Here is a 23,832-nt window from a genome sequence, read left to right on the forward strand (position 1 = left end):
TTAAGTGTCAGCTCAGACGTCCAGCAGAATGCGCGCTGGGTCTTCAAGCATTTCCTTGATAGCCACCAGGAACTGCACTGCTTCCTTGCCATCGATCATGCGGTGGTCGTAGGAAAGCGCCAGATACATCATCGGCTGAATCTCGACCTTGCCGTTCACTGCCATCGGACGCTCCTGGATCTTGTGCATACCCAGAATGGCCGTCTGTGGCGGGTTGAGGATCGGCGTGGAGATCAGTGAACCGAAGATACCACCGTTGGTGATGGTAAAGGTACCACCGGTCATATCCTCGATACCGAGCTTGCCGTCTTTGGCCTTGGTTCCGTACTCGACGATTTTCTTCTCAATGTCGGCCAGGCCGAGCGCGTCGGTGTCACGAACCACAGGCACAACGAGGCCGCGATCACTTGACACAGCAATACCGATATCCTGGTAACCATGGTAAACCATGTCGTTACCGTCGATGGAGGCGTTAACCGCAGGGAAGCGTTTCAGCGCTTCGGTCGCTGCCTTGGTAAAGAAGGACATGAAACCGAGCTTGACCCCATGGCGCTTCTCGAAGCTTTCCTTGTATTGCTTGCGCAGCTCCATGACCGGCCCCATGTTCACTTCGTTGAACGTGGTGAGCATGGCCGCGGTCTGCTGAGCATTGACCAGTCGTTTCGCGATACTGGCGCGCAGACGCGTCATGGGAACCCGCTTCTCCGGACGCTCGCCGGAACCAACATCCACCTGCGGCATATCGCCGGCCGGCTTCGATGCAGGAGTTGAAGAAGACCCTGAAGAGTTACCAGCATCTATATGATTTTGAACATCTTCTTTTGTTACGCGACCGTCTTTTCCGGTACCTTCGACGGCGTCTGGATCAACGCTATTCTCTTCCGCCAGCTTCCGCGCTGCCGGGCTGAGGATGGCTTCGCCAGATGACTTGGCTGGTGCTTCGGAGGACTTTTCCGAAGTCGCTTCGGGCTTACTCTCTTCTTTCTTGCTGTCATCTTTGGCTGCAGGCTTGGAATCACCAGCTGCGCCTTCCTTGAACTTACCGACGACTTCACCACTTTCTACGGTGTCGCCTTCGCCCTTGAGTACTTCCTCGATAACACCATCCGCCGGAGCTACCACCTCGAGTACGACCTTGTCGGTTTCAATATCGACAATCAGTTCGTCACGTGAACAGGCTTCGCCAGGCTGCTTATGCCAGGTCGCGACTGTCCCTTCTGCGACCGACTCTGGGAATACGGGGGCTTTTATTTCAGTTGACATCTCGGATCCTTAGTTCGGTAGCTCGTCAGATTTCAAACGCGTCGTTAACCAGTTTTTTCTGCTCTTCAATGTGAACCGACATATGGCCACAAGCCGGAGCAGCGGAGGCGTCACGACCGGCATACTGAAGATACAGCTTGGGATTATGACGATGCAGCGCATTACGCATATGATGCTGGCTGCAATACCAAGCCCCCTGGTTCATGGGCTCTTCCTGGCACCAGACCACGTGCTTGAGCTTGCTGTGCTGGCTCAGGAGCTCGTCCAGATCGTCACCCGGGAATGGGTATAGCTGTTCGATACGAACAATAGCAACGTCATCCCGCTCGTCCGCTTTCTTGCGCTCCAACAGGTCGAAGTAGACCTTACCGCTGCACAGAATCAGACGAGTGACCTTTTTCGGGTCGGAGGGTTCTTTCTCCGGCAGTACCGTCTTGAAGGTACCCGATGTCAGGTCGTCCAGTTCCGAGGTAGCTTCCTTATGACGCAACAGGCTCTTTGGCGTAATCGCAACCAAAGGTTTACGCAGCGGACGTTTGACCTGACGACGCAGCATGTGGAACACCTGGGATGGCGTGGTTGGCACGCAAACCTGGATGTTGTGTTCCGCGGACAACTGCAGGAAACGCTCCAGCCTTGCCGAACTGTGCTCCGGACCCTGGCCTTCATAGCCATGTGGCAACAGCAGCGTGAGGCCGCACAGACGCCCCCACTTGTGCTCACCACTGGTCAGGAACTGGTCAATCACCACCTGGGCGCCATTGGCGAAGTCACCAAACTGGGCTTCCCAGACCACAAGACCATTGGGTGCCGTGGTGGAATAACCATACTCGAACGCCATCACCGCCTCTTCTGAGAGCAGTGAGTCGTAGATTTCAAACTTCGGCTGGTTCTCGGCAATGTGCTCCAGCGCAATATGGTGGGCACCGTCCTTCTGGTTGTGCAGTACCGCATGGCGGTGAGAGAAGGTGCCGCGACCAACGTCCTGGCCGGTAATCCGGATGGGATGCCCTTCGTTCAGAAGCGTGGCGTAGGCCATCACTTCACCGTAGCCCCAGTTGATCGGTAGCGCGCCGGCGGTCATTTTTTCCCGGTCGCTGACAATCTTGGACACCTGGCGTTGAACACTGAAGCCTTCCGGCACGTGAGTCAGTTTCTTACCCAGTTTCTGGATCGTCTTGAGGGCGACACTGGATTTGCACTTGGCAGTCCACTCATGCCCCAGGTACGGCGTCCAGTCGACATACAGATCCTTGTTGGGCTCCTTGACCAGGGACTTGACCACGTGGTCGCCCTTATCCAACTCGTCCCGGTAGTCCAGTTCGATCTGTTTGGCTTCGTCCTCAGTGATCACACCGTCAGCAACCAGTTTTTCCGCATAGAGGTTGCGGGTGGTTGTCAGCTTGCGAATCTTTTCGTACATCACCGGCTGTGTTGCGGCCGGCTCATCTGCCTCATTGTGTCCGCGGCGGCGATAGCACACCAGATCGATCACCACATCGTTCTTGAACTCGTGGCGGTAATCCATGGCCATCTGGGTCACAAACATGACCGCCTCGGGATCGTCCGCGTTCACGTGCAGGATCGGGGCCTGAATCATCTTGGCCACATCGGTGCAGTATTCCGTGGAACGGGCATCTTCCTGCTTGCTGGTGGTAAAACCGACCTGGTTGTTGATGACGATATGAATAGTACCGCCAACACCATAGCCCCGGGTCTGGGACATCTGGAAGGTTTCCATAACCACACCCTGCCCGGCGAACGCTGCGTCACCGTGCATGATGATGGGCACACACTGGGTGCCGTTAGGGTCGTTGCGCCGGGTCTGGCGGGCACGGACTGAGCCTTCAACCACCGGAGACACGATCTCAAGGTGCGACGGGTTAAACGCCAGGGCAAGGTGGATTTCGCCACCTTCGGTCATCACGTTGGAAGAGAAACCCTGGTGGTATTTAACGTCACCAGAACCGGAGTCAGCGAGTTTCTTGCCTTCAAACTCGTCAAACAGTTCTTTCGGGTTCTTGCCGAGTGTATTAACCAGAACATTCAACCTGCCCCGGTGGGCCATGCCCAACACGATTTCCTTCGCGCCGTAGCTGCCTGCCCGCTGGATCAGCTCATCCAGACAGGGAATCAGGCTCTCGCCACCTTCAAGCCCAAACCGTTTTACGCCCGGATAGCGGGAACCCAGATACTTTTCGAGGCCTTCCGCTGCGGTTAACCGTTCCAGCAAATGCTTACGGGTTCCAGACTCGTAGTTGGGACGCGAGCGTACCGGCTCCATGCGTTGCTGGAACCAGCGCTTGATACGAGTGTCCACAACGTGCATATATTCCGCACCGATGCTTTCACAGTACGTCTGCCGAAGACCACCAACGATGTCCCGAAGCTTCATTGTCTCGGAGCCAAAGTTCAGCGAGCCGGTCTGAAACTCGAGGTCGTAGTCCGCTTCCGATAGTTCGTGAAAGGATGGATCGAGATCTTCAACCTGTGGACGGTTCCATACACCGAGGGGATCCAGCTTTGCTTCCTGATGGCCACGAAAACGGAAGGCATTGATCAACTGGAGGACACGGATCTGCTTTTTGTCGGCATCAACCGTTGCACTGGCAGGTACGCCGCTGCTGGCTAGAAAGCGCTGGTTACGGGATATGTGTTCAAACTGCTGGCGGATGGACGAATGATCTATATCACGGCCTTTGTAGCCATCCACACTGGGAAGTTTATCGAAATAGCTGCGCCATTCTTCGGGAACGGCATTGGGGTCTGTCAGGTAGGTTTCGAAAAGCTGTTCAACATAGGCGAGATTCCCTCCTTGTAGGTGGGAAGTCTGCCACAACTGCTCCATTATGCTTTCGTGCATTTTGAATAGCTCACCTTGGGCTGGTGCGGGGAGCTGGCTATGGTCGGCCAGGGGTATATCTGAGTCAATACGGGTTTTTACGGGATCGACTTTGGCCACCACATCCAACAAGGATGTTTTCCGTTCCCCGGTGGTTATTATACTCAGCAATCCGTCAGGAACCTTTTAAGCTCCCGTGACGGCCTGCGTAGTGTGCACCCTGCTAAGACTTTTGACTATAAGCCTTTGGTTGAAGGGCCCGCGTCGTTGCGGGCCCTTCCGGGTGCGAGCCTTGTCAGCACAGTATAGCGTTTGTTTCAGATTCTGCTTACGTCGCCCGCTGAAGCAGAAGGTTCCGAATGTGGCCGATCGCCCGTGTTGGGTTAAGGCCTTTCGGACAAACGCTGACACAGTTCATGATGCCCCGACAGCGGAATACGCTGAACGGATCATCCAGATTGGCAAGACGCTCCTCCTGTGCAGTATCCCGGCTGTCGGCCAGGAACCGGTAGGCTTGCAGCAATCCGGCCGGGCCAACGAACTTGTCCGGATTCCACCAGAATGAGGGGCAAGCCGTGGAACAGCAGGCACAGAGAATACACTCGTACAGGCCGTCCAGCTTTTCCCGGTCTTCCGGTGACTGGTAACGCTCAATGGCGGGCGCCGGATTGTCGTTGACCAGGTACGGCATAACCTTCTCGTACTGCTTGTAGAACAGGCTCATGTCCACAACCAGGTCACGAATCACCGGCAGGCCCGGAAGTGGGCGAACAACCAGCTTGTTGTTCTTAAGCACTTCCGACAGCGGCGTGATGCAGGCAAGACCGTTCTTGCCATTCATGTTCATACCATCGGACCCACAGACGCCTTCCCGACAGGAACGGCGATAGGCCATTGAGGGGTCTTGCTCCTTGACCAGGTTAAGGACATCCAGAACCATCAGGTCCTTTCCTTCCGGTATATCCAGCTCTACGTCCTGCATATAGGGCGCATTGTCGGTTTCCGGGTTGTAGCGGTACAGGCTTACTAACATTGCACAATCCCCCTTAGTAAGTCCGGATCTTCGGCTGGAATGTATCCACCGTTTTCGGAGCGAAGTTTACATCACGCTTTCCAACACGCTTGTCCAGCGGGAAGTACAGCGAATGCTTCAGCCAGTTTTCATCATCACGCTCGGTAAAGTCGTTACGGGCATGAGCACCGCGACTTTCCTTGCGCTCGTAGGCTGAAACAGCCGTTGCAAGTGCAACTTCATAAAGGTTATCAAGCTCAAGGGCTTCGATACGCGCGGTGTTGAAGGCATTGCTGGTATCCGCGAGCCTGGTATTGCGTACGCGCTTACCAATCGCTTCCAGCTTCTCAAGACCTTCTTCCATGCTCTTGCCGTCACGGAACACACCGAAGTAAAGCTGCATGCAGTTCTGCAGATCCTTGCGCACTTCGGCAACGCTCTCGCCTTCCGAGGCGCTGTTCAGGCGATCAAGGCGCGCCATCGCGTTCTTGATGTCTTCCTCACTGGCGCCGTCCACCTCAAAGCCGCCGCGAAGCTGCTCTTCAATGTGCAAGCCAGCGGCACGGCCGAAGACGACCAGATCCAGCAGGGAGTTACCGCCAAGACGGTTGGCACCATGAACGGACACACAAGCTGCTTCACCGCAGGCAAACAACCCGGGAATGGGCGTGTCGTTACCGCTCTCATCCTGAGTCAGGGCCTGACCACCTACGTTGGTGGGAATCCCGCCCATCATGTAGTGACAGGTTGGCACAACCGGCACCGGCTCTTTAACCGGGTCCACGTGCGCAAAGGTGCGTGAAAGCTCACAAATACCCGGCAGGCGCAGGTTCAGCGTTTCTTCACCAAGGTGGTCCAGCTTCAATAGAACGTGATCCTTGTCCGGACCGCATCCACGGCCTTCCAGGATCTCAATCACCATGGAGCGGGCAACCACGTCGCGACCAGCCAGGTCTTTGGCGTTCGGAGCGTAACGCTCCATGAAACGTTCACCCTCGGAATTGATCAGGTAACCGCCCTCACCTCGACAACCTTCTGTTACCAGAGTACCGGCGCCATGAATGCCCGTGGGGTGGAACTGCCACATCTCCATGTCCTGCATCGGGAAACCGGCACGGAGCGCCATACCAATACCGTCGCCGGTATTGATCAGGGCGTTGGTGGTGGAGGCGTAGATACGACCTGCACCGCCAGTGGCAAGAACGGTTGCCTTGGACTTGATGTAAGCCACTTCGCCAGTCTCGATTTCGATGGCGACGACACCAACCACTTCGTTTTTACTGTTCTTCACCAGATCAACGGCGTACCACTCGTTCAGGAAGGTGGTTCCGCCCTTGAGGTTCGCCTGATAGAGCGTGTGCAGGAGCGCGTGACCGGTACGGTCCGCAGCAGCACAGGTACGCGCCGCCTGGGCAGGATTGTCCGGCCCCTTGGACTGACCACCAAACGGACGCTGATAAATACGGCCCTGCTCGGTACGGGAGAACGGCAGCCCCATGTGTTCCAGTTCGAACACGGCCTGCGGGCCCACGGAACACATGTACTCAATCGCGTCCTGGTCACCGATATAGTCGGAACCCTTGACGGTGTCGTACATGTGCCAGCGCCAGTCATCATTGGGGTCGGCACTGGCGATGGCGCAAGTAATACCGCCCTGGGCAGATACAGTGTGGGAACGGGTCGGAAATACCTTGGTGATACATGCGGTATTGACGCCGGATTCTGTCAACTGAAGGGCGGCACGCATACCGGCACCGCCGCCACCGATAACAATCGCGTCATAAGACATGGTCTTGATATTAGCCATTAATTAAAGCCCCCAAAGAATCTGAATGCCCCAGACCAAATACACGAACATGGCCAGACCGCAAAGTGCCTGTACCAGGAAGCGCGGCAGGGTCGCCTTGATGTAATCCGTTGTCACTGTCCAGAGCCCAACCCAGGCGTGCGCGCCGATTGAGAGCAGTGCAAGCAGGGTGAAGATGCGGAACCAGGTCTGGTCGAAAAGCGCCGACCAGCTGTCGTAATTAACGTCAGTGGTCAGGATGAACCCGAAAAGAAAAACTGTATACAGAGCAAGCACGTAGGCGGTAACACGCTGGATCATCCAGTCGAAAACACCGCTACGTCCGAGATTCGTGACGCTGTTTACCATACCCAGACTCCTGCCAGAAGGATGAGAATAACGGAGATTACGACTGTGGCTTTCGCCGCGAGCCGGCCACTTTCCAGCTCTTCGCCGATGCCCATATCCATCAGCAGGTGCTTGATACCCGCAACCAGGTGGTACAGCAAGGCAGACAGAATGCCCCAGGTAATCAGCTTCGCAAGGAAGCTGTCCAGCAAGCCACTAACCCGACTGAAGCCTTCTTCCCCGGAAAGGGAAAGCTGAAGCCCGTACAACATGAAAGCAACACCCACAAATATGATGATGCCACTGACGCGATGCAGTATGGACGTGATGGCTGGCAGCGGAAAATGAAACTTGCCGAGATCGAGATTTACTGGTCGTTTGCTATTCACAGCGCTCTCACACTCTCTCTTGGTTCCGCGGGGCCGGAAAAAACCGGATGCGGATGGTTGGTATGTAAGGATCGGTATGCTGAACGGATCCGGCACACGATATGTTCAGGAGGGAGAAAAACCGGCATGCGCTCTTTTGATATCTGACGCTGCGGCCTGTTATATCCCCGATTCCGGGCTACGGATTATAAGGAGTACCCTTTTCAATTACAAACGCGCAACTCTGTCAGGGCCCGTTAAATCAGGCCCTGGGACTCGCTATAAAGAGGATTGACAAAATCAATTAAACCTCGAAAGCAGCCGTATTCCGGATTTCCCTGATTTACAGCAGGCGTCAAATAATGGGTTTTATTGCCTCTTCCATTGACAAAAAAAGCCAACGCCCTATATTTTGCCGCCAGTTTTGCGATAATACGCGCCTTCTAGCGCTTCCAAATGCTGATAAATAGGAGAGCACCATGACCGACAGGAAAGCCACGCTTTCGGTGGGTGACAAGTCCATTGAGCTACCGGTTTACTCAGGCACCGTCGGCCCTGACGTCATTGACGTGAGAAGCCTCGTCCAGGAAGGCGTCTTTACGTACGACCCTGGATTTGTATCCACCGCAGCCTGCGAATCCCAGATCACCTACATCGACGGAGCCAAGGGCGTTCTCCTGCACCGAGGCTACCCAATCGAGGAATTGGCAGAAAACTCCGACTACCTGGAAGTCTGCTACCTCCTGCTTAACGGCGAGCTTCCGACAGCGGAAGAGAACAAGCGCTTCCATGACACCATCAAAAACCACACGATGTTGCACGACCAGATGCGCAACTTCTTCCAGGGTTTCCGCCGTGATGCGCATCCGATGGCCATTATGTGCGGCGTCGTTGGAGCCCTGTCGGCTTTCTATCACGACCAGATGGATGTCACCAACGTCGAGCAGCGTGAAATCACTGCTCACCGACTGATCGCCAAAATGCCGACCATTGCGGCCTGGTGTTACAAGTACAGCATTGGTCAGCCGTTCATGTATCCCCGCAACGACCTGACCTATTCTGAGAATTTCCTGCAGATGATGTTTGGTGTTCCCTGCGAGGAATACAAGCCAAACCCGATCCTCGCCAAGGCGATGGACAAGATTTTCATCCTGCATGCCGATCACGAACAGAACGCGTCCACCTCAACCGTTCGCCTGGCCGGCTCAACCGGCGCCAACCCCTACGCGTGTATTGCCTCCGGTATTGCAGCGCTGTGGGGCCCTGCACACGGCGGCGCCAACGAAGCAGTTCTGGACATGCTCGCGGAAATCGGGGACGAGTCCAACATCGAGAAATTCATCGCCAAGGCGAAGGACAAGGACGACCCATTCCGCCTGATGGGCTTTGGTCACCGGGTCTACAAGAACTTTGACCCGCGCGCCAAGGTAATGGCCGAAACTGCGCATGAAGTTCTGACTGAGCTCGGCCTGGAGAACGACCCTCTCCTGAAGATCGCACAGCGTCTCGAGAAGATTGCCCTTGAAGACGAGTATTTCGTCCAGCGCAAACTCTACCCGAACGTGGACTTCTACTCCGGCCTGATCCTCAAGGCCATCGGCATTCCGACGTCCATGTTTACGGTTATATTCGCCCTTTCGCGGACCATTGGCTGGTTCTCACACTGGAACGAAATGGTCAGCGGCGACTACCGCATTGGCCGGCCGCGACAGCTCTACACAGGCTCCGAAGCAAGAAGCTACCCCAAGAAGTAGCTCCCGGATAGCCGAAATCGAAAGGCCGCTGCATCAGCGGCCTTTTTTGTGCCCTCACATTCTGCAATGATTGATGCCTACTTCGCGCTAACAGCAACCACGTCTGGAGAAACAGTGATGAACGTAACTGCCGCATTTATCGGTCTCGGCGTAATGGGCTATCCAATGGCCGGCCACCTGGCAAACGCCGGCCTTACAGTCCAGGTATGGAACCGCACTCACGCCAAAGCAGAGAGCTGGGCGAGCCAGTATAAAGGCAAGGCCTGCGACTCTATCGCCGCCGCCGTTGCTGACGCAGACTTCGTATTTACCTGTGTGGGTGCCGATATAGATCTGGAAAAAGTCTATGAAGGCCCTGAGGGCATCATTGCCAACGCCAAGCCCGGCGCCGTGCTGGTCGACCATACAACTGCTTCGGCAGGCATTGCAGAGCAACTGGGCCAGCTTGCCAGCGCCCGCAACCTTGAGTTCATTGACGCCCCGGTATCCGGTGGTCAGCAGGGTGCGGAAAACGGCCAGCTTACCATTATGTGTGGCGGGGAGGCCGACCCTTTTTCGCAAGCGAAACCGCTGATGGAGCATTACGCCAAAGCCCTGAACCACATGGGACCGATCGGCAGCGGCCAGAAGACGAAGATGGTCAACCAGATCGCCATCGCCGGACTGGTTCAGGGCCTCTCGGAAGCCCTTCACTTTGCCGAACAGGCGGAACTGGATGTCCGCAAGGTCGTCGACGTGATCTCAAAAGGAGCAGCTCAGTCGTGGCAGATGGAAAATCGCTCAGGCACTATGATTGATGGGGAGTTCGAGCACGGCTTCGCTGTCAACTGGATGCGCAAGGATCTGGCAATCTGCCTCGAAGAGGCGCGAAAAAACGGCTCAAGGATTCCGGTCGCCGCACTCGTTGACCAGTTCTATGGAGATGTTCAGCAGATGGGGGGAAGCCGCTGGGATACGTCTTCACTGATACAACGGCTACGCAAGAAACCCTGAGGTTCGCTTTCAAACAACTGGCAGGATAGGTGTCGAGCCCAACCTGCCAGTCATCCTATAGTCACTTCTCTTTCGGCTGCCATTTGCCGTTCACAAACCACGCAGACCAGCCTGTCGCTTTGCCGTCCTTTTCCGACATCACATACTGCTCCTTGCTCTTCCGGCTGTAACGGATAACCGTCGGATTACCTTCCGGGTCACGCTCCGGAGCATCCATCAAGTAACCGTACTTGGGATCAATTTCCTTGCGGTGAGGTTTGATCTCCATAACCAGCGGCGGACGCGTCTCCCGATTTTTGGGAAACTTGCTGGCAGCCAGGAACAATCCGGAAGCGCCATCACGCAGCACATAGGTGTCTTCAACCTTCTGGCACTGCAGCTCAGGCATCGGCACCGGATCCATCTTGGGAGGCGCAGGCTCGCCGCTTTTCAGCAGCTTGCGTGTGTTCTTGCATTCGGTATTGGTACAGCCGAAGTATTTCCCAAAACGCCCGGTTTTAAGCTGCATTTCGGAGCCGCACTTGTCGCACTCCAGGGTTGGACCTTCATAACCCTTGATTCGGAACGTACCCTTCTCCACTTCATAGCCGGAACAATCCGGGTTGTTACCGCACACATGGAGTTTGCGACCTTCGTCCACCAGGTAACTGTCCATGGCCGTTCCGCATTTCGGGCAACGCCGCTTCTTGCGGAGCAGACGGGTTTCACCTTCGCCATCGACATCTTCGTCCGCGCTGACAACCTCGTCACCGGACACCAGGTTGATGGTCGTTTTGCACCGTTCTTTAGGCGGCAGGGAGTACCCTGAGCATCCCAGGAAAACACCGGTACTGGCCACGCGAATCTGCATGGGGCGACTGCAGGTTGGGCACGGAATGTCAGTCTCGGTCGGGGTATTCGCCCGCATGCTTCCGTCTTCGCCACTCTCGGCGGTTTCCAGTTGCTGACGGAAACGACCGTAGAAGTCATTGAGCACCTTTTTCCAGTCCACCTCGCCACCGGCGATGTCATCCAGCTCACCTTCCATTTTGGCGGTGAAGTCAAAGTCCATCAGGTTCGGAAAGGATTCCGACAACCGTTCGGTGACGATCTCGCCCATTTTTTCAGCGTAGAAGCGGCGATTCTGCAAACGAACGTAGCCGCGATCCTGAATGGTGGAGATAATCGATGCGTAGGTGGATGGCCGCCCAATACCCTGCTTCTCCAGCTCCTTGACCAGGCTCGCCTCGGTATAGCGCGGCGACGGCTTGGTGAAATGCTGGCTGGGATCGAGCTTCTTCAGTGCCAGGGTTTCGTCAACCTTGATATCCGGAAGCGCGATATCTTCATCTTTCTTGGCCGACTGGGGCGCCACTTTGAGGAAACCCTCAAACTTGATGATCCGCCCCCGCGTACGAAGCTCGTAATCACCGTTGGCAACCACAATGGACGTGCTCAGGAATTCAGCATCAGCCATCTGGCAGGCAATAAACTGGCGCCAGATCAGGTCGTAGAGCTTCTCAGCATCTTTCTCCAGGCCGCTTATATCGGCTGGCCTACGACTCACATCGGTCGGACGGATGGCCTCGTGGGCCTCCTGGGCGCCCTCTTTGCTACCGTATACCCTTGGTTTCTCCGGCAGGAATTTATCACCGAACTGCTTTTTGACAAATTCGCGGCAACCGCTCACGGCGTCCTGGCTCAGGTTGGTCGAGTCGGTACGCATGTAGGTAATGAAGCCGGCTTCATAAAGGCGCTGGGCCAGCATCATGGTTTTCTTGACGCTGAACCCCATCCGGTTGCTGGCCGCCTGCTGCAGCGTGGACGTAATGAAGGGGGCGGAGGGACGTGAGCGCGTCGGCTTGTCCTCTCGTTTGGCCACCTTGAACGTGCCATCTTTCAGGCGGTCAACATGTTCGACACTCTGTTTCTCACTGACTGGACGATAGGCTTTATCGTCGTATCGGGTCACTTCAAAACGAACGGGCTGCTCGGCCTGCTTCGAAGCCAGGTCAGCATGCAACTGCCAAAACTCTTCGGGAATGAACTTGCGGATTTCCCGTTCGCGTTCGACGATAAGCCGGACTGCAACCGACTGAACCCGACCGGCCGAAAGGCCGCGTGCTATCTTGGCCCACAGCAATGGCGATACCATATAGCCGACGACCCGGTCGAGGAATCGACGCGCCTGCTGCGCGTTAACGCGGTTGTTATCGAGATTCCCCGGATCCTTGAAGGCCTCCTGGATGGCACGCTTGGTTATCTCATTGAACACCACGCGGCGATATTTTTCGGGTTCGCCCCCAATGGTCTGCTGGAGGTGCCAGGCGATCGCCTCCCCTTCACGGTCCAAATCCGTCGCGAGATAGATATGATCGGCGGACTTTGCCAACCGCTTGAGTTCGCTGACAACCTTTTCCTTGCCGGGCAGTATCTCGTATCGGGCGCTCCAGTCCTGGTCAGGATCTACCCCCATGCGGGCAACCAGTTGCTCCCTGGACTTCCGTTTCTTGTGAACCACCTTCTCTTCCGGGCTCATCTTGCGGGTCAACGCGGCCTGCCTGGCACGTTCTTTCGGATCTGACGTTGAGCCGCTACCGCTGACCGGAAGGTCGCGAATGTGCCCGACGCTGGACTTCACAATGAAGTCGGACCCCAGGTATTTGTTGATGGTCTTCGCTTTCGCTGGCGACTCGACAATAACGAGGCTTTTACCCATATCGGAGATCTGTGTCCTTGGCGATAATCGGTTAAAAAATCAGCAAACCGGAAACTCGCTGTAAAATCAGTCGGCTAGAAAACAGTCCATAGCCGCCACAAGTGTATAGGTGCATTGTTTTACAGGGTCAAGAAAAGCAAGACAACCCATTCTTTTATTTCCAGGCGCCTTTTTCTCCAGTCAGAGACAGGAAAGCCCGGCGTTTGCCGGGCCTCCTGAGACAGCGTTACTGATTCTGCTCAATGAATCAGAGACGCTCCCATACCGTTGCAATGCCCTGCCCCAGGCCGATACACATGGTGGAAACACCAAGCTTACCGCCTTTGGCCTGCATGACATTCAACAGGGTTGTAGAGATACGTGCACCGGAACAACCCAGCGGATGCCCAAGGGCAATCGCGCCACCATTCAGGTTTACTTTCTCTTCCATTACACCCAACAGCTTCAGGTCTTTCAGGACCGGCAGGGACTGACCCGCAAAGGCTTCGTTCAGTTCCCAGAAGTCGATATCTTCGACTTTCAGGCCTGCGCGCTTCAACGCCTTCTTGGTGGCCGGAACCGGGCCGTAACCCATGATCGCGGGATCACAACCGGCAACAGCCATGCTGCGAATCCTGGCAACCGGCTTCAGGCCCAGAGCTTCAGCACGCTCTGCGGACATCAGCACCATGGCTGCGGCACCGTCAGTCAGCTGCGAGGACGTACCTGCAGTCACTGTACCGTTTTTCGGATCGAACGCTGGCTTCAGCTGACCCAGCGATTCAGCGGTGGTTTCGGGACGAATGGTCTCGTCTTCCTCGATCAGCACTTTAAAGCCGTTCTCGTCATGGCCTTCAATCGGAACGATTTCGTTCTTGAAGCGGCCTTCCTGAGTGGCTTCATGCGCCAGGCGATGTGAACGTGCGCCAAACTCGTCCTGCTGCTCACGGGTGATGCCGTGCATCTTGGCGAGCATTTCTGCGGTCAGGCCCATCATATTGGACGCTTTGGCAGAGTACTTGGACGCAGCCGGGTTGTGGTCAAAACCGTCGGTCATGGGAATGTGACCCATGTGCTCAACACCACCCACGAAGAACACATCGCCGTTGCCAGTCTGGATCGCCTGGGCAGCGGTGTGGATCGCGCTCATGGCAGAACCACACAGACGGTTCACGGTCTGCGCAGCCGACTCATGAGGGATGCGGGTCAGCAATGAAATCTGACGCGCCACGTTGAAGCCCTGCTCTTTGGTCTGATTTACACAGCCCCAGATCACATCTTCAACTTCTTTCGGGTCGAGCTTCGGGTTGCGCTCAAACAGTGCTTCGATAAGCGCAGCCGACAGGGTCTCCGCACGAACATTGCGGAAGCAGCCGTTTTTGGCACGCCCCATCGGAGTCCGCACGCAATCGACGACGACAACGTCTCTCGGATTAAGGCTCATAGATCTTTCTCCGTTCGGAAATCTCGTTCAGGGTTAGCCAAAGAACTTTTCGCCAGTCTTGGCCATTTCACGCAGCTTCTCGGTCGGATGGTACAGGGGACCAAGATCTGCAAACTTGTCTGCCAGCTCGACGAACTTGTCGACACCCATGTCGTCGATATAACGCAGGGCACCACCACGGAACGGCGGGAAGCCGATACCGAAAATCAGGCCCATATCGGCGTCTGCCGGGTCTTCAACAATGCCGTCTTCCAGGCAGCGAACGGTTTCGAGGCACAGAGGCAGCATCATACGTGCGATGATGTCCTCGTCGCTGAAATCGTTCTTACCCTGAACAACCGGCTCAAGCAGCTTGTAGGTTTCTTCGTCGACAACCTTCTTCTGCTTGCCCTTGCGGTCCAGTTCGTACTTATAGAAGCCCTTATCGTTCTTCTGTCCGTAACGGTTGTTATCGAACATCACGTCAATGGCGGTAGTACCTTCGTGCTTCATGCGGTCCGGGAAGCCGTCAGCCATGACTTCGCCAGCGTGCTTGCCGGTGTCCATGCCAACCACGTCCAGCAGATAGGCAGGGCCCATTGGCCAACCGAACTTCTCCATGACCTTATCGACGTGCTGGAAATCCGCGCCGTCACGTACCAGGTTCACAAAACCACCGAAGTACGGGAACAGCACACGGTTGACCAGGAAGCCTGGGCAATCGTTGACCACAATCGGGGTCTTACCCATGGCCTTGGCGTAGGCCACTGTGGTGGCAATAGCCTTGTCACTGGTCTTCTCACCACGGATAACCTCAACCAGGGGCATCATGTGCACCGGGTTAAAGAAGTGCATGCCGCAGAAATTTTCCGGACGCTTCAGGTTCTTGGCCAGAAGATCGATGGAAATGGTGGAGGTATTGGACGTCAGGATCGCGTCTTCACGAACATTGTCTTCGGTCTCACGCAGAACAGCGTCTTTAACCTTCGGGTTCTCAACAACGGCCTCAACAACCAGATCGACGTTCTTGAAGTCGCCGTAGTTGAGTGTCGGCGTGATGCTGTTCAGAACGTCAGCCATCTTGCTGGCGTCCATTTTACCCTTGTCAACGCGCTTGGAAAGAAGCTTCTTGGCCTCTTTAAGACCCAGAGCGATGCCTTCCTGGGCGATGTCCTTCATGATGATGGGCGTACCCTTCAATGCGGACTGGTAAGCCACACCGCCACCCATGATGCCAGCGCCCAGAACGGCCGCCAGTTTCACGTCATTGGCTTCCTTCTCCCAGGCCTTGGCCTTTTTCTTCAGCTCCTGGTCGTTCAGGAACAGGCCAACCAGGCAGGCTGCCACGTTGGTTTTGGCCATCTTGGCGAAGCCTTTAGCCTCAACCTCGATCGCTTTGTCACGGGTAAGGCCGGCATGCTTCTGCATGACCTTGATCGCCTCGACCGGTGCCGGATAGTTCTTGCCAGCCTGGCCGGCAACGTACGCCTTGGAGATCTCGAAAGCCATCATGCTTTCCATGGCGTTCAGCTTGATCTTGCCCTTCTTTTCTTCACGACGCGCCTGGTAATCCAGCTTGCCGTCGTTGCACTGGTTGATAATGCTGATGGCCGCATCTACCAGCTTCTCACCCTCAAGTACGGCATCAACTGCACCGACTTTAAGGGCTTTGTCGGCACGGTTCTCAGTGCCGCCGCAGATCCATTCAACCGCGTAGTCAACACCGACCAGACGGGACAGACGCACAGTGCCACCGAAACCTGGGAAAATGCCCAGCTTTACTTCCGGAAGACCTACTTTGGCCTTCTTGTCCATCACCCGGTAGTCCGTGGCAAGACACATTTCAAAGCCGCCACCCAACGCCATACCGTTGATCGCCGTTACGGTGGGGAAAGGCAGATCTTCAATCGCGCTGAATACTTCATTGGCCTTGAGGTTGTTGGCAACGAGGTCTTCTTCCGGCCCGGCAAACAGGTCGGTGAATTCCGTAATGTCGGCGCCAACAATAAAGCTGTCCTTGGAACTGGTCACAACCAGGCCTTTCAGGCCCTTCTGCGCTTCCAGTTTGTCAGTCGCGGCGCGGAGCTCTTCAATCGTGAGACGGTTGAACTTGTTCACTGACTCGCCCTGCAAGTCAAAGTTCAACTGAGCGATCCCGCCTTCGATCTCTTTAACCGTGATGGCTTTACCTTCGTAAATCATCAACTGATCTCCAGTCTGTGTTTGGAACTGCTGAAACAGCCGCACAAGCGCTTCGCAAGACGACCGCTGATGCAGCGAGATTTCGGTCACTGTTTTCAATCAATACCCGATCAAGCGATCCAAAAATTCATACAGTCGTTTGAATCGTGGTGTGACACGATGAAAAAAAACGGCTCGTTTGTCAATTTGTTTCTGGAAGAATCAACCCGACCAGCCTCGAAATGGACAGCCGAACGGCATCAGGAGGCGAATGGAATTGTTGTTTATCAAGTATGTAGTTCGAGGTATTGATGCGAAACGGTAGGTTTATCACGTAAATTTTAAATTTGTTTACATTTACTCCCGTAGCGCCCCCTAAAACAACTTGATTGGTCGGCGGAGTTACTTTACCTTCAGCCTAAGACTTTAGTCCACAATAATAAAACAGCCTTAACGGAGACCCATCCGATGAAAGACGCTCGCTTGCGGGTACGTTCCCTGGTAACGGCGCTCGTGCTGTTACTGATCACCTCCTTTACGGTCCGCGCCCAGGAAGGCGACGGCTTTCTTTCGGACCTGCATAACTTCCGGGTCAATAACTACATGGCACTCGACGCCTACTATCGGTTCAGCGCAAGCGGCGATACCGAAACCCTGAACGAGATTGTCGCCAGTATCAATGCCGCCAACGAATCCATGAATTCGGTCGCCGACAGCACCGCCGGCGTACTGTCCGGAGAACAGGTTGAAAGCCTCAACGTGGAGTTCGACAAATTCAAGGATCTGATGCGGAGCAACATCAACGACGTGCGCAACACCGGTTATCCCGACCTGCGCCTGGTGTCCGATATGGCGAACCAGGCGTTATCGATGAACCAGGTGGCTTCAGAGATGTACGCGGTTGCCCGGGAAAGCGCCGAAGTCGCAACTGCCCAGAGAGTTGAAGCCGCACGCTCGGCGGCAGTCACTATGGCACAGATGATGGCCAAGTACTCCGCCCGCACCCATTCCTCGGTATCGCAAACCTTCCAGGGCTCCTCCAACGACATCCCTCTTGACGAGCAGGCAAAGCAGTTTGACGCCTTCCTGTCACAGATCACCAAAGGCGGTGCCCAGGGCCCACTAAAAGCCGCTCTGGACGACCTGACCTCCAAGTGGGAGTTCATTCGGGGCTCCTATATTAACTATAACGACAACAACGTTGCGTTTGTGATCGACCGCTATTCCAAAGGCATTCTCCGGGGCCTGGAAACAACCATTGGCCTGTTGCGCGAAAACGCCTGACGTCCACGCCGGCTGGGGCAGATTGTAGCCCCAGCCAACTCTCCTTTTGTCACCTTTCCAGTCAGTCATTGATACCTGTCAGTGTTGGTTTACACTTATGGGACAAGGTACTGCTTTGGCACACCAAGAGTTTGACCCCATCCGCGAAGGAGCGATGCGATGTCGATCTATAAGAAGATACTGGTGGCAATCGATCTGACCGAAGAGGCCCCCCAGGTACTCAATAAGGCCGTCGAAATAAGCAAAGCCCATGGTGCTGAGTTGATGCTTGTGCACGTAGTGGAGCCTGTTGGCTACGCCTATGGGGGCGACATTCCGATGGACCTGACGGAACTTCAGGATCAACTGGACAAGGCGGCAAAGGAACAGCTTGCCGGGTACGGTGAAAAGTACAACGTTGGCAAAGACAATCAGATAGTGACGGTGGGGCGCCCTGAATCCGAAATCCATCGGCTGTCTGAAGAGCAGAGTGTGGACCTGGTCATCGTGGGAAGCCACGGCCGCAAAGGATTCCAGTTGCTTCTAGGATCAACCGCCAACGGTGTGTTGCATGGCACCGTCTGCGATGTCCTTGCGATCCGCATCCAGTAGCCGGACGATGGCCGCGGCGCCCTAGTCGGCGCCGTCGCCCTTCATTTTTGCTTCCAGTTTTCGAAGCTGACTTTCCAGGGAAAAACTCACACTGGAGGCCATTGAGAAGAAGTTCAGCAATGCCTTCAGGTTACTGTCCCCCTCGCACACCGAATGGATCCGCTGCCATAATGCCTGGTTGACCAACTGCAGGCGTTGATTTCTCTCCACCAGCCCTTTCAGTTCCCAGTCTGGCTCCTTGTGGTTACGTTTCGCCAGGTACTGCTGCAAAAGGTAGTGAGACACACTCCTCATGATGAATTCATCGTTGCTGGCAAACGGCAAGTGATGCACGGCCATCGACTTCAGTTCGGACAACACCGGACACCCGCTTGTCGCCATTTTCAGCCCCAGCAATGACCTCAGGGACTCCTCAAGCGTGGTGTCCTTGGAATAACGCCTGCGGTCGTCTGTAACCTCCACAGTCACCTTCTGGTAGGCGTCCTCTGCCTGAAAGGCATTCACAACCGGAAGCATTTCAACGGCGGCGGGACATCGTGGCGACTCCGATGCTTTCAGCGGGCAGTTGGCGCATTGGCAGTGCTCCAACCTTGTCCAGCTCGGCAGGTTGCCCACCGGCTCAGCTGGCCGGTCCGTTACTTTAAACGTCTCGGAACGCTTGTCTTCAAATTTGAAGTGGTACGTTACATTCATTGATTCGCCTGTTCTTCCAGCTCCATCCAGCGCTCGATGACCTTCTCCAGGTGGGCTTCCTTGTCCCCGAGGTCCGCCAGGGTCGTGGAGACGCTCTCAGCGGGCCCGGAGTAGAATTCCGGATCGGAAATCTGTGCCCGAAGCTTTTCCAGTTCCGCCTCCAGCTCTTCAATCTGGCCCGGAAGTTTTTCCAGTTCAAGCTTCAGTTTGTAGCTGAGTTTTACGGGTTTTGTTTTTTTGGTGTCTGCCACTGCGGGCGTTTCCGGCTTCTTTTCCGGCACTGGGCTCTGGTTCTTTGGCGGCTTAGTGGCCTTTCGGCTTACCCCCTCAGAAGGGAACCGGCCACCCTGCCTCCGCCAATCGGTATACCCACCGACAAACTCCGCGACTCTGCCAGAGCCGTCCAGGAACACCGTATCAGTAGCGACGTTATCGAGGAACTCGCGGTCGTGGCTGATAACGATCACAGTACCGGCAAATTCCACCAGCCGGGATTCAAGTAACTCCAGGGTCTCCACGTCCAGATCATTGGTCGGCTCATCCAGCACCAGGATATTGGCAGGCTTACTGAAGAGCTTGGCAAGAAGAAGACGCGCACGCTCACCCCCGGAAAAGACACGCACAGGGGACCGCGCCCGTTCCGGGCTGAACAAAAATTCCTGCAGATATCCCAGTACGTGCTTGCTCTGGCCGTTAATTTCGATGAACTCCCGCCCCTCGGACAGGTTATCCAGCGCATTGCGTTCAAGATCGAGCTCACCCCGGAGCTGGTCGAAGTAGGCGATCTGCAAATTGGTGCCGAGGCGAATTCGGCCATCTGTGGGCTTCAGGTCTCCCAGCATTAGCCGGACAAGGGTGGTCTTCCCAGTGCCATTTTCACCAACGAGGCCAATCTTATCGCCCCTGAGGACCGTCATGTTCATGTCGCGAATGACCGCGGTACCATCAGGATAGGCAAATCCGGCATCACTGGCTTCCACCACCAGTTTTCCGGAACGGGCGGCGTCTTCCACCGAAAAGCTCGCAGTTCCACCGCGTTCGCGACGTTGCTGGCGTTCTTCACGCATGGCCTTTAGCGCCCTCACCCGGCCCATATTGCGGGTCCTACGAGCCTTAATCCCCTGGCGTATCCACGCCTCTTCCTGTTTTAGCCGCTTGTCGAACAACGCATTCTGGCGATCTTCCTCCTCCAGAGCCTTTTCCTTTAGGTCCAGATAGCGGTCGTACGTAGCGGCAAAACTCACCAGATGCCCGCGGTCCAGTTCCACGATGCGCGTGGCCATGCGGCGTATAAACGCGCGGTCGTGGCTGACAAACAGAATCGCGCCACGGAATTGACCAAGGGCCTCTTCCAGCCAGGCAATGGCGGGCACATCCAGGTGGTTGGTAGGCTCATCCAGTAACAGGATATCCGGCTCGGTCACCAGGGCACGCGCCAACAGGACGCGTCGCTGCCAACCGCCGGAGAGCGTGTTCAGACGCTGCTCCGGGTCGATGCCGTATTGCTCGAGGATGGCGCCGACTTTCTGGTCCAGACGCCAGCCATCCAGCGCCTCAAGGCGCTCCTGTACTTTCATCAGCCGATCCAGGCTGGCTTCATCCGCAGTCTGGGACAACCGATGAAATTCCGCGAGCAATTCCCCGGTCTCCGGGAAAGCACCGGAAACGGCCTCATACGCGGTTCGAGTATCATTGATGGGGAGATTCTGGGGCAGCACTGACAACACCGCACCGTCGTCCAGCCGGACAACACCGCCGTCCGCCGTTACCTCACCGCTGACGATCTTCAGTAGTGTGGATTTTCCCTCGCCATTCCTGCCAAGAAGACACACACGTTCACCTGCCTCGATGGTCATAGAGGCTTGGTCGAGCAATGGCTGCATGCCAAAAGCAAGGGATACGGCATCCAGCGTTAACAATGGCACGTTACTGATTCTCCGTTGTGGCAGTCGTTTGCAGAGTAATCGGATCACCGACCCGGATGGTCCCGTCCGATTCATGAATGGCGTTCATTCCGAAAATGACGCCGTCAGAGGTTCGCCGATAGGTTCCAAGCATCCTTAAAGGCTGCAGATCTACGGACTTTACACCTTGGTCCGGGTCCACGGTGGTCATAACACAGCGGGAACAGGGCTTTACCAGCGTGAATGCCGTTTCCCCGATGCGTGCAGATGTCCAGTTGTCCTCATCCCAGGCCCCCGCGCCCTCAACAACAATGTTTGGCCGGAACCTTCGCATATCGATGGCCGAATCAAGGCGCGAGTTCAGCTCTTCAAGGGACGCAAGATTGGTGATCAGGAATGGAAAACCATCGGCAAAGCTGACCCGACGATACTCGGTAACCCGGCTCGCATCAACGCGGCGGAAGGTTTCCTCGGGCATATACACAAAGCGAAATGTCTGGCCACAGTAGCGGGACAGCGCAGCAGATGCCTTGTCCTCTCCGTACACTGCTTTCGCCCAGTCCCGCCAGACCCTGACACGACACTCCTCAGTGTCCGGCAACAATGGAAACTCGCCCTCCCCCGGTATATCGACAAAGACCTGACCTGAGTCCAACCGGGTTTTGATCATGGCGAGTTCCGGATTGCTTCGCTGGGTAACGAACTCGCGCTCGGAATCAACGATCATCCAGCGACGGTCATCGGCCGGACCGAACTCGTCCAGAAGGAATGAAGAAACCTGGATTCCGGCCAGGGATTTGACCGGATAGACATACAAAGAATGTACCTGCATGGGCGCTCCCGAAACACTGACGACAAGGCATCCAATATGACCTGGCAGTATAACCGAGAACAGGGTGTGAAGACCGTGGCTTGCAGGCTAAAAATGAAAAACCCGGCCTTTCCTTTCGAAAAGACCGGGTTTTTGGAATCTGGAGCGGGAAACGAGATTCGAACTCGCGACCCCAACCTTGGCAAGGTTGTGCTCTACCAACTGAGCTATTCCCGCTTGATCAACGGACGCGTATTCTACGGATTCATCCTGGTTCGTCAACTCTTTTTTCAGGACCTTTTTCATCCCCATATTCAGACCGGTACGATCTCCTGTTCGCCTAACGCCAACCCGATCACGCGCGCAACGGTCTCAGACAGTGCAGCGTAATCCACACGCTGATCGTTGAGTAAAGAATCGTATCCCATACCCAGAGTGACATTCACCAGCAGCGTTGCGTCTCTCTCCGGTGATGGCGAGTCCAGCCGCTTCAGTATCTGCCGCAGGCCTGCGGTCCAGGCTTCACGATAGCTTCTTGCCAGGCCCGCAAGACGGTCATCCCTTAGCGCTTCCATAAGGAACACCTGCTCCGCCAGCATCTGCTGCCTTCGCTTTGTAAACTGCTCATGGAGATAGGCCGTCGATATTACCGACAAACGCGCAGCCAATTCTTTGCGTTGGGGACCATTGCGCCGAAGGGTTTCTGCAGGGGTGGTATCCAGCACCAGATTGATGGTGTCATAAAAGCCATCAAGATTGTCCCGGGCTTTTTCAGCGAAAAGCATGAATGAGTCACTGATCAATTCATGAATATCGCGAAAGTAATAGGTGGTGGCGGCCAGAGGCACTTTCGCTTCCCTCGCAACAGCTCGATGCTTGATGCCTCGCAAACCGTCACGAGCTGCAATTCGAAGGGTCGCCTCCAGGATTTTAAGACGCCGTAGCTCGCTTTTTACACGTAAGGTCTTGCGCCCCCTGTAGCGAATCGACTGCCGAAGTAATCGGTTCTCCGGCAGTTCACTGTTCGCCTGGAGTGCGGGGTTCTGTAACTGCCCCATGGCTGGTTTTCCTTGTTTCGATCGCCGGCCGCCTGCAATGGCCCTGAGACCTGTGCAGCGAAGCCTGATTCTTGTTAGTTTTTGTAAATTCTGCCGCATAAGGCGCCATGAAACCTTGATGGGCTTGGCAGTTCCAGCCTGTTGAACGGATTTGAAGGCATTTATTGGCCGAAGCGCTTACCGTTGGTCAGGTAGGCTTGCTCCTCCGGGCTTGAGGAGCGTTTCAGTGCCTGGTTGCGGTGTGGAAAACGGCCAAATTGGTGGATGATATCCCGATGGTCACGGGCGGATTGTAGAAAACTCTCCATAAAATCTCCGACAATGCCATCGGTGGCGGCGGCCAATTGCGAGTAACACTCCACAGACAGATCCTGATCCTCACGTTTTTCCGAGTGCTGCAGCGGCATATAGAGGAAGCCCCGCTTTACCGGGGGCAATTCCATGTCCTGTCCATCACGCATCGCTGCCTTACAGAGCTTTACAGACAACCGGTCATTGGAAAACGCCAGCGCTCCGCCCCGATGTATATTCCGTGTGAACTGATCCAGCAGGATGATCTCTGCAAGAGCCCCACCGGCCGTCTTGCGCCAGTGCCGCAGACCGTCCTCTGACGCAAAAAGGACCATCGACAGGAAGCGTCGCCGGATTTCCTGGTCGAAGGCACGCGTGGAACGGAACCAGCGATTCCTGTGAAAGCTGTCCGGCAGGCCGTGCTCATCAAGTTCACCAAACCAGAAATCCAGAATCTCTTTCCAATCGAACATATACCCATCCTATCGTCATCGAGCAGCACAGTGGCAGGCCTGCGGCTGCTACACTTTAGATTACTATCCCAGCTTTTATT

18 protein-coding genes and 1 tRNA gene are annotated in these 23,832 nt (G+C 55.5%); 4 read left to right on the top strand and 15 right to left on the bottom strand.

The features are described 5' to 3' along the window. Positions 1-12: 12 nt before the first annotated feature. The 6 genes from odhB to sdhC form a co-directional block, all read right to left on the bottom strand. On the bottom strand, positions 13-1,263 hold the full coding sequence (gene odhB / locus ACTRWH_RS09675) for a 2-oxoglutarate dehydrogenase complex dihydrolipoyllysine-residue succinyltransferase (RefSeq protein ID WP_228210704.1): 1,251 nt from the start codon (positions 1,261-1,263) through the stop codon (positions 13-15). Between the two features lie 25 nt (positions 1,264-1,288). After that, complete coding sequence (locus ACTRWH_RS09680) at positions 1,289-4,126, bottom strand: 2-oxoglutarate dehydrogenase E1 component (protein WP_036208482.1); 2,838 nt, start codon at positions 4,124-4,126, stop codon at positions 1,289-1,291. Between the two features lie 307 nt (positions 4,127-4,433). Then, positions 4,434-5,138: a succinate dehydrogenase iron-sulfur subunit gene (locus tag ACTRWH_RS09685; protein ID WP_036208067.1), complete on the bottom strand. Its 705-nt coding sequence runs from the start codon at positions 5,136-5,138 to the stop codon at positions 4,434-4,436. Positions 5,139-5,151: 13 nt separating this feature from the next. After that, positions 5,152-6,924: a succinate dehydrogenase flavoprotein subunit gene (gene sdhA, locus ACTRWH_RS09690; protein ID WP_075196838.1), complete on the bottom strand. Its 1,773-nt coding sequence runs from the start codon at positions 6,922-6,924 to the stop codon at positions 5,152-5,154. Positions 6,925-6,927: 3 nt separating this feature from the next. Further along, entirely contained in the window at positions 6,928-7,272 is a 345-nt protein-coding gene (sdhD, locus tag ACTRWH_RS09695) for a succinate dehydrogenase, hydrophobic membrane anchor protein (RefSeq protein WP_036208073.1), read from the bottom strand. After that, the gene (gene sdhC, locus ACTRWH_RS09700; RefSeq protein WP_036208076.1) at positions 7,266-7,640 is read right to left on the bottom strand and encodes a succinate dehydrogenase, cytochrome b556 subunit; all 375 of its coding nucleotides are present in this window, start codon (positions 7,638-7,640) and stop codon (positions 7,266-7,268) included. The genes sdhD and sdhC overlap by 7 nt, the downstream gene beginning before the upstream one ends. Before the next feature lie 458 nt (positions 7,641-8,098). Here sdhC and gltA point away from each other — a divergent pair, with 458 nt between their 5' ends. Both gltA and ACTRWH_RS09710 read left to right on the top strand, forming a co-directional pair. Next, positions 8,099-9,373: a citrate synthase gene (gene gltA, locus ACTRWH_RS09705; RefSeq protein ID WP_036208079.1), complete on the top strand. Its 1,275-nt coding sequence runs from the start codon at positions 8,099-8,101 to the stop codon at positions 9,371-9,373. Between the two features lie 117 nt (positions 9,374-9,490). After that, positions 9,491-10,366, top strand: a complete 876-nt coding sequence (locus tag ACTRWH_RS09710; RefSeq protein ID WP_036208083.1) for an NAD(P)-dependent oxidoreductase — start codon at positions 9,491-9,493, stop codon at positions 10,364-10,366. A gap of 61 nt (positions 10,367-10,427) precedes the next feature. Here ACTRWH_RS09710 and topA read toward each other — a convergent pair whose 3' ends face one another. The 3 genes from topA to fadB form a co-directional block, all read right to left on the bottom strand. Next, a complete protein-coding gene (gene topA / locus ACTRWH_RS09715; protein ID WP_228210705.1) occupies positions 10,428-13,064 on the bottom strand; it encodes a type I DNA topoisomerase in 2,637 nt (878 codons plus the stop codon). 247 nt (positions 13,065-13,311) lie between these two features. Beyond that, positions 13,312-14,487 carry an acetyl-CoA C-acyltransferase FadA gene (gene fadA / locus ACTRWH_RS09720; protein WP_036208088.1) on the bottom strand — a complete coding sequence of 392 codons (1,176 nt, stop codon included), beginning with the start codon at positions 14,485-14,487 and terminating at the stop codon, positions 13,312-13,314. A gap of 33 nt (positions 14,488-14,520) precedes the next feature. Further along, entirely contained in the window at positions 14,521-16,668 is a 2,148-nt protein-coding gene (fadB, locus tag ACTRWH_RS09725) for a fatty acid oxidation complex subunit alpha FadB (protein ID WP_036208096.1), read from the bottom strand. 447 nt (positions 16,669-17,115) lie between these two features. On the opposite strand from fadB, the gene ACTRWH_RS09730 reads away from it, so the two are divergent. Then, the gene (locus ACTRWH_RS09730; protein WP_085680839.1) at positions 17,116-17,931 is read left to right on the top strand and encodes a hypothetical protein; all 816 of its coding nucleotides are present in this window, start codon (positions 17,116-17,118) and stop codon (positions 17,929-17,931) included. A 159-nt stretch (positions 17,932-18,090) separates the two neighbouring features. Beyond that, positions 18,091-18,522 carry a universal stress protein gene (locus tag ACTRWH_RS09735; protein ID WP_036208100.1) on the top strand — a complete coding sequence of 144 codons (432 nt, stop codon included), beginning with the start codon at positions 18,091-18,093 and terminating at the stop codon, positions 18,520-18,522. A 21-nt stretch (positions 18,523-18,543) separates the two neighbouring features. Here the strand turns inward: ACTRWH_RS09735 and ACTRWH_RS09740 are convergent, their stop codons facing one another. From ACTRWH_RS09740 to ACTRWH_RS09765, 6 genes are all read right to left on the bottom strand, one after another. Then, complete coding sequence (locus tag ACTRWH_RS09740; protein WP_075196843.1) at positions 18,544-19,215, bottom strand: DUF6901 family protein; 672 nt, start codon at positions 19,213-19,215, stop codon at positions 18,544-18,546. Next, positions 19,212-21,140, bottom strand: coding sequence for an ATP-binding cassette domain-containing protein (locus ACTRWH_RS09745; protein WP_228210706.1), 1,929 nt, complete (start codon positions 21,138-21,140; stop codon positions 19,212-19,214). Before ACTRWH_RS09745 ends, ACTRWH_RS09740 begins: the two co-directional genes overlap by 4 nt. 1 nt (position 21,141) lies before the next feature. Continuing rightward, the gene (locus ACTRWH_RS09750) at positions 21,142-21,951 is read right to left on the bottom strand and encodes an MOSC domain-containing protein (protein ID WP_085680842.1); all 810 of its coding nucleotides are present in this window, start codon (positions 21,949-21,951) and stop codon (positions 21,142-21,144) included. A gap of 140 nt (positions 21,952-22,091) precedes the next feature. After that, a tRNA-Gly gene (locus ACTRWH_RS09755) sits at positions 22,092-22,167 on the bottom strand. A gap of 77 nt (positions 22,168-22,244) precedes the next feature. After that, on the bottom strand, positions 22,245-22,988 hold the full coding sequence (locus ACTRWH_RS09760; RefSeq protein WP_051946981.1) for a TetR/AcrR family transcriptional regulator: 744 nt from the start codon (positions 22,986-22,988) through the stop codon (positions 22,245-22,247). 161 nt (positions 22,989-23,149) lie between these two features. Continuing rightward, positions 23,150-23,752 carry a DUF924 family protein gene (locus tag ACTRWH_RS09765; RefSeq protein WP_036208113.1) on the bottom strand — a complete coding sequence of 201 codons (603 nt, stop codon included), beginning with the start codon at positions 23,750-23,752 and terminating at the stop codon, positions 23,150-23,152. Positions 23,753-23,832: the final 80 nt, after the last annotated feature.

The organism is Marinobacter sp. G5_S1_61_S3 (assembly GCF_054968585.1).